The sequence below is a fragment of the Clostridium sp. genome (assembly GCF_047718555.1).
GTDB lineage: Bacteria > Bacillota > Clostridia > Clostridiales > Clostridiaceae > Clostridium_I.
Genome location: NZ_JBDNRK010000053.1, coordinates 22071 through 28359, shown reverse-complemented (window position 1 = coordinate 28359; position 6289 = coordinate 22071). Strand labels below are relative to the sequence as shown.

The window sequence follows — 6289 nt, the reverse complement described above, 5'->3', positions numbered from 1 at the left end:
CCATGAGAAATGTTTATAGTATTATAGTATCAAGTAATCATACTTGGTGAGTTTATTTCTTTCACTAAGTTTAAATAAATTATTTAGTAACATGTGTATGGTATCCAAGCTTAAGAAAAGCGTATAAGATAAAATTCATATTATATTTGTTATCGTTTACCTTGAAGTGGTGAAAGTGCTGCAGTGACTAATGATTAAATAAATGTGTAATTTAATTTTAAAATTATTTAAGCGATATGAAATAAGGTTAGGGGGATAGTTTATGATAGTAAAACCAAAATTCAGGGACTTTATATGTATTACAGCTCACCCGGAAGGATGTACAAAAAATGTATTAGAACAAATAGAATACATAGAAAAGTTTAAATTATCGAGTAGATTTAAAAAGGTGCTTATAATTGGGGCTTCCACGGGTTATGGATTGTCTTCCAGAATAGTTTCTACTTTTGGTTATAAGGCTAGCACTATTGGAATAATATTTGAAAAGCAGTCATCTGGAAATAGAACTAGTACCGCAGGCTGGTATAATACTGCAGCCCTTGAGAAGGAGGCCTTAGATAAAGGTTACTATTCTAAAACTATCAATGGAGATGCATTTTCCAAGGAAATTAAAGACAAAACTATAGAATTGATAAAAAAGGATTTTGGAAAAGTGGATATTGTTATCTACAGCATAGCTGCACCTAAAAGAAAGGATCCGATTACAGGTAAAATATCTCATTCTGCTTTAAAGCCTATAGGAAAAACCTATAAAAATAAAACTGTAAATTTCCATAATTTTAAAGTATCAAATGTAGAGATCGAACCAGCTAGTGAAGATGAAGTAGAGCAGACTGTAAATGTAATGGGTGGACAAGATTGGAAGCTTTGGATTGATGCATTAATGGATGAAAAAGTGCTTGAAAAAGGTGCAATTACCATTGCATACTCTTATATTGGACCTGAAATTACATATCCCATATATAGACATGGTACTATTGGTAAAGCTAAAGAAAATTTAGAAGCGACTTCTCTGCAATTAGATCATAAGTTAAAAGAAATAGATGGAAAGGCATTTATTGCAGTAAATAAAGCTTTAGTTACTCAATCAAGTTCTGCTATTCCTGTAGTTCCATTGTATGTTTCCCTACTGGATAAGATTATGAAAGAAAAAGATATTCAGGAGGGATGTATTGAGCAAATGCACAGATTATTTTCAAAAATAAACAGTGGTAATCTTCAATTAGATGAAGAAAATAGAATACGATTAGATGATAGGGAGATGAGAAAAGATGTTCAAGAAGAAGTGTGTAATATTTGGGATAGGATAACTACAGAAAATATTACAAATTTAACTAATATTAAAGAATTCCGAAAAGATTTTTTTAAATTGTTTGGATTTGAATATGACGATATTGACTATGAAAAGGATACTAATATTGATGTAAGCATAATAAACATGATATAGATAATATATTGTTTATGTATAAACTTAAATGTGAAATATATACAATTTAAGGAATTTATTTTATAATTATTATATTACTTGTAAATGGAATTATAAAGATTTATTATTGTATTATAGGGTATATGAAAAGCAATACAAAATATAAAATTAAAACTTGATAATCATTGAAAAGGAGAGTTGTTTGATGAGAATAGTAATGCTTTCTTGGGAATATCCACCTAAAAATATAGGAGGATTATCTAATCATGTACATAATCTTTCTAGGGCACTAACTTTATTGGGTCATGAAATACATGTAATTACCTGCGAGGAAGGTACGTCACCAGTGGAGGAAAATGATGATGGTATTATAGTTCATAGAGTTACACCATATAAAATAGATACAGAAGATTTCACAAAATGGATTATGCAGCTTAATTTTTCAATGATTGAAGAATGTATTAGAATTATAAGAAAAATAGGCAAAATAGATATAATACATGCACATGATTGGCTTTCAGCCTATAGTGCAAAGGCACTAAAATGGTCTTTTAATATTCCAATGGTTTCTACTATACATGCTACAGAAGAGGGAAGAAACAATGGTATTAGAACAGAGATGCAAAGATATATTTCTTCAACAGAATGGCTTTTAACATATGAATCCTGGAAGATTATATCTTGCAGCAATTACATGAAAGAACAAATTATCAGCACTTTTAAAGTAGCGAAGGATAAAATTTGGGTAGTTCCAAATGGCGTAGATTCAAAAGGATTTGATTTTGAATTTAATCCTTTAGAGTTTAGAAGAAATTATGCTTTAGATGATGAAAAAATAATATTTTTTATAGGAAGACATGTTTTTGAAAAGGGAATTCAACTATTAATAGATGCTGCGCCACGAATATTAGGGTCATATAGTAAAGCAAAATTTGTAATAGCAGGAGCAGGCCCTATGACAGAAGAATTAAAATATAAGGTTAAGCAAATGGGGCTTGAAAATAAAATTTTATTTTCAGGATATATGAATAATGAAATTAAGAGTAAATTATATAGAGTTGCCAATATAGCAGTATTTCCATCACTATATGAACCCTTTGGTATAGTAGCGCTTGAGGCTATGGCAGCGGGATGTCCAATTGTAGTTTCAGACACTGGAGGACTAGGGGAATTAGTGGAACATAGAGTAAACGGAATGAAAATGATAAATGGACTTGCAGAAAGTCTTAAGGATAATGTCCTAGCACTATTGAATGATAATGAATTATGTGAGCATATAAAAGAAAATGCTAAAGAAAGTGTAAAAGAGAAATATACCTGGGAGGAAGTTGCTAAGTTAACAACTAAAATGTACAATTTAGTTAAAGAGGAAGCTTTAGATACAGAGTGGGATGTGGATAAAAAAGCTTTTACAGAAACTAATTTAAGGGATGCAAAGAAAAGAAAAAGAACTGTTTCCTCCAGAAAAACAGAAATAGCTAAGGAAAAAATCGAAGGCTCTAAAGAAACTAAGCCAAGAAGAAGGACAAGGAAAGCTACTGCAGTTAGTGCTGCTACTGTAAGCAAAATAGAAGATACTTCAGCTGAAGCTAAGAGTAAAACTATGGCAGCATCAAGTGCTGTTAGAAATAAAGAAGTTCTGAAGATAACAACTAAGGCAAAATCGGAGGATAAAAATACCAATAAGTCAAATCAGGATGGAGAAGAGTCTGAGACAATAAAATCAGCTTCAGAAATTGAAAGTGCTGTAAGTAAAACAGAAGATACAGCTAAAACAAAAGCAAGGAAGACACGTACAAGAAAACAAGCTGTAAAGTCTGATTCCACGGAGAAAATTAGCTTAAATAATAGTGATAGTGATATTAAATCTACTAAAAAAGTAGTAAGAAGAACTAGGCGAACTAAAAAAAATGAAGAAGAGAGTAAATAAGGTATACTAAAATATACTTATAAAATGTAAAATAATTTTTCTACGTCTCAATTTTCTGTCCTCCATTAACATAATATATTAATGCAATTGTTTTTTTATTATTTGAAGTTTATGAATATTTTATAGCTGTTTAATTTTAACAATAATATATGATCATATTTTTATTAATTTTTCAAATAATAAATTAATAGAATTTGCTTATAGGATTATATATAATAACAAACTCAAATATTTATTGCATGGAGGTACTCTAAAATGAGAAGGTTTAGAATTCTTAATAATACAGTTATTATAGTATCTATTTTGGCTATGTCTATGTTTTTAGCTGGCGGATGCAATAAGAATATTTCAAGTTCTCAAAATACCGCACAAAAATTAGCTAGGAAAGCTCCTACAAAAGATACACTTAGAAAAGACTATGAAGATAGGATTCAGCCATTGGTAAATGATGCTACAATAACTAGGGATCAGTCTAATAAAGTATTGGACTATCTTACTGCAAGCTTAGATACTTTAACCAAGGAGAGTATACAAAAACAAAATATTACTTTAGATAAGCTTGTAAATGATAAGGTTATTACCCAGCAGCAGGCGGACAAAATAATTAATGCTTTAAGAAAATAAAATATTAAACACATGTCAGCACTTATAACAGAGGTGATGGCATGTATTTTTAATATAGTATAGCATGTAGAAAACATATAATATATTTATTACAGGGCTTATTATTTTCTCTTACTTTTCTTTTTTACTGAATAACCAAAAGAACCCAGTGGTTTTGAATTTAATCCATAATATTCTCCATGGCTATAACATATAAGATTTGCTTTATTAAAACATATTTTGTTATTTGAATCCAATAAATTTTCGTCTACTTTGACATTTAAAACTTCAAGTAAGAATAAATCATGTGTTCCAAGGGGTGTAACTGACTTTACTCTACATTCTAAAGCTACAGGAGAACGTTCCAACGAAGGAGTGTCTATTTCTATTCCATCACTTAGCTGCAAATTAAAATGCTTGATTTTATCTTCTTTTTTTCCAGAAACAACACCGCAATAGTCTACAATCTTAACCATATCTTTTGTAGGAAGGTTTATAACACATTCACCACTTTCTTTAATGTATTGATATGAAAGTCTTTCCGGTCTTACTCCCATAGCAATTATAGGTTCTTTAGTGCAAACGGTGCTCACCCATCCAACTGTAAAAACATTTAATTTATTAGATTTACTCTTAGAAGTGACAAGAACTACTGGAGTGGGGTTCAACATAGCACTGCCTTTAAAATTTAATTTATTCATAATTTCTCCAATCCAATTAAATACGGTATTTATAATTATAAATTTATAATTATGTAATTGCAATATATGATTTTTTTTTAATATAATTATGTTAAGCCTATATTATAATTGAAATTATGTATTTACTTTATAATAGTTAATAAATGGAACTTTGATGCAATATCTATTGTATAATGAAAATAACTTAGTATAAAGTTTATTAATTAATAATAATTTGTTTAAACAATTTTATATTCTATTGCATTATAATATAAATATAGCTTATTATTAGAGTTGCTAATCTTACAGAGGTATATAACAGTTAATGAGACTTTATAGAAACTTATAACTATATTGGATATATATAATGTTTGTATTATGATAAATTCAAAAGTCACAAGAATAGCTTAATCATTTTTAGGGAATTAAAGTATTAAAACTAAAAAATAATAGAAAATGATTAAGGAGTTTTTAGAGAATGATATTGGCGAAGAAAGTTAGAATTATTCCAAATATAGAGCAGGAACGAAAATTATGGCAATCAGTAGGAACTGCAAGATTTGTATATAATTGGACACTTGCTAAACAAGAGGAAAATTATAAGAATGGTGATAAATTTATATCTGATAATGATTTGAGAAAAGAACTGACTATCTTAAAGAAAACAGAACTTAATTGGCTGAGTGGAGTATCTAATAATGTAGCAAAACAGGCTGTAAAAGATGGGTGCAATGCTTATAAAAGATTTTTTAAAGGATTAGCAGATAAACCAAGATTTAAAAGTAGAAGAAAAAGTAAGCCATCATTTTATAATGACAATATAAAACTAAAAATTAAGTCTAAGATGGTTTTAATTGAAAAAGTAGGCTGGGTTAAGACAAGAGAGCAAATACCAATGAGTGTTAAGTATACTAATCCAAGAGTAAGTTTTGACGGAAAGTATTGGTACTTATCTGTAGGTATTGAAAAAGCAAACCCAATAATAGAGTTAACTGATAAAAGCATAGGTATAGATGTTGGTATTAAAGAACTTGCTGTATGCTCTAATGGAATGATTTTTAATAACATCAATAAAACAAGATTAGTTAAGAGATTTGAAAAGAGATTACGCATGTTGCAGCGTAAAATATCAAGAAAATATGAATTAAATAAAGAAGGGAGGAAGTTCGTCAAAACCAGCAACATTATAAGACTTGAAAAGCAAATTAGATTACTTCATAGAAGATTATCTAATATTAGGAACAATTACTTACACCAAGCAACCAATAAGATAGTGAAAACCAAACCATCAAGAGTTGTTATGGAAATACTTAATATCAAAGGTATTATGAAAAATCGTCATTTATCTAAAGCTGTAGCACAACAGGGATTATATCAGTTCAAAAGACAACTTCAATATAAATGTGAGTTCTATGGAATTAAATTTGTTGAAGCTGATAAATGGTATCCATCATCAAAAACTTGTAGTGAGTGTGGTCATATAAAAGCTAAATTATCACTATCTGAAAGAACTTATATCTGTGAAGAATGTGGAGCGGTAATTGACAGAGATTTTAATGCTTCAATTAATTTAAGCAGATATTCAGCGTAACTACTCAAACAGTTATGCCTGAGGTGTAGGATTCGTTGTATCCGAAGTTAAGCCCTTGG

At 29.2% G+C, this 6289-nt stretch carries 5 protein-coding genes; 4 read left to right on the top strand and 1 reads right to left on the bottom strand.

The genetic code is table 11. From position 1 onward, the window contains the following. Positions 1-262: 262 nt before the first annotated feature. From fabV to ABF633_RS16745, 3 genes are all read left to right on the top strand, one after another. Positions 263-1447, top strand: a complete 1185-nt coding sequence (fabV, locus tag ABF633_RS16755; RefSeq protein ID WP_415525109.1) for an enoyl-ACP reductase FabV — start codon at positions 263-265, stop codon at positions 1445-1447. A gap of 184 nt (positions 1448-1631) precedes the next feature. Beyond that, complete coding sequence (locus ABF633_RS16750) at positions 1632-3356, top strand: glycosyltransferase (protein WP_415525107.1); 1725 nt, start codon at positions 1632-1634, stop codon at positions 3354-3356. A 255-nt stretch (positions 3357-3611) separates the two neighbouring features. Then, on the top strand, positions 3612-3980 hold the full coding sequence (locus ABF633_RS16745) for a hypothetical protein (RefSeq protein ID WP_415525105.1): 369 nt from the start codon (positions 3612-3614) through the stop codon (positions 3978-3980). Between the two features lie 101 nt (positions 3981-4081). Here ABF633_RS16745 and ABF633_RS16740 read toward each other — a convergent pair whose 3' ends face one another. Next, a complete protein-coding gene (locus ABF633_RS16740) occupies positions 4082-4660 on the bottom strand; it encodes a flavin reductase family protein (RefSeq protein WP_415525103.1) in 579 nt (192 codons plus the stop codon). Between the two features lie 457 nt (positions 4661-5117). Between ABF633_RS16740 and ABF633_RS16735 the strand changes: the two genes are divergently transcribed. After that, positions 5118-6230, top strand: a complete 1113-nt coding sequence (locus ABF633_RS16735) for an RNA-guided endonuclease InsQ/TnpB family protein (RefSeq protein WP_415525101.1) — start codon at positions 5118-5120, stop codon at positions 6228-6230. Positions 6231-6289: the final 59 nt, after the last annotated feature.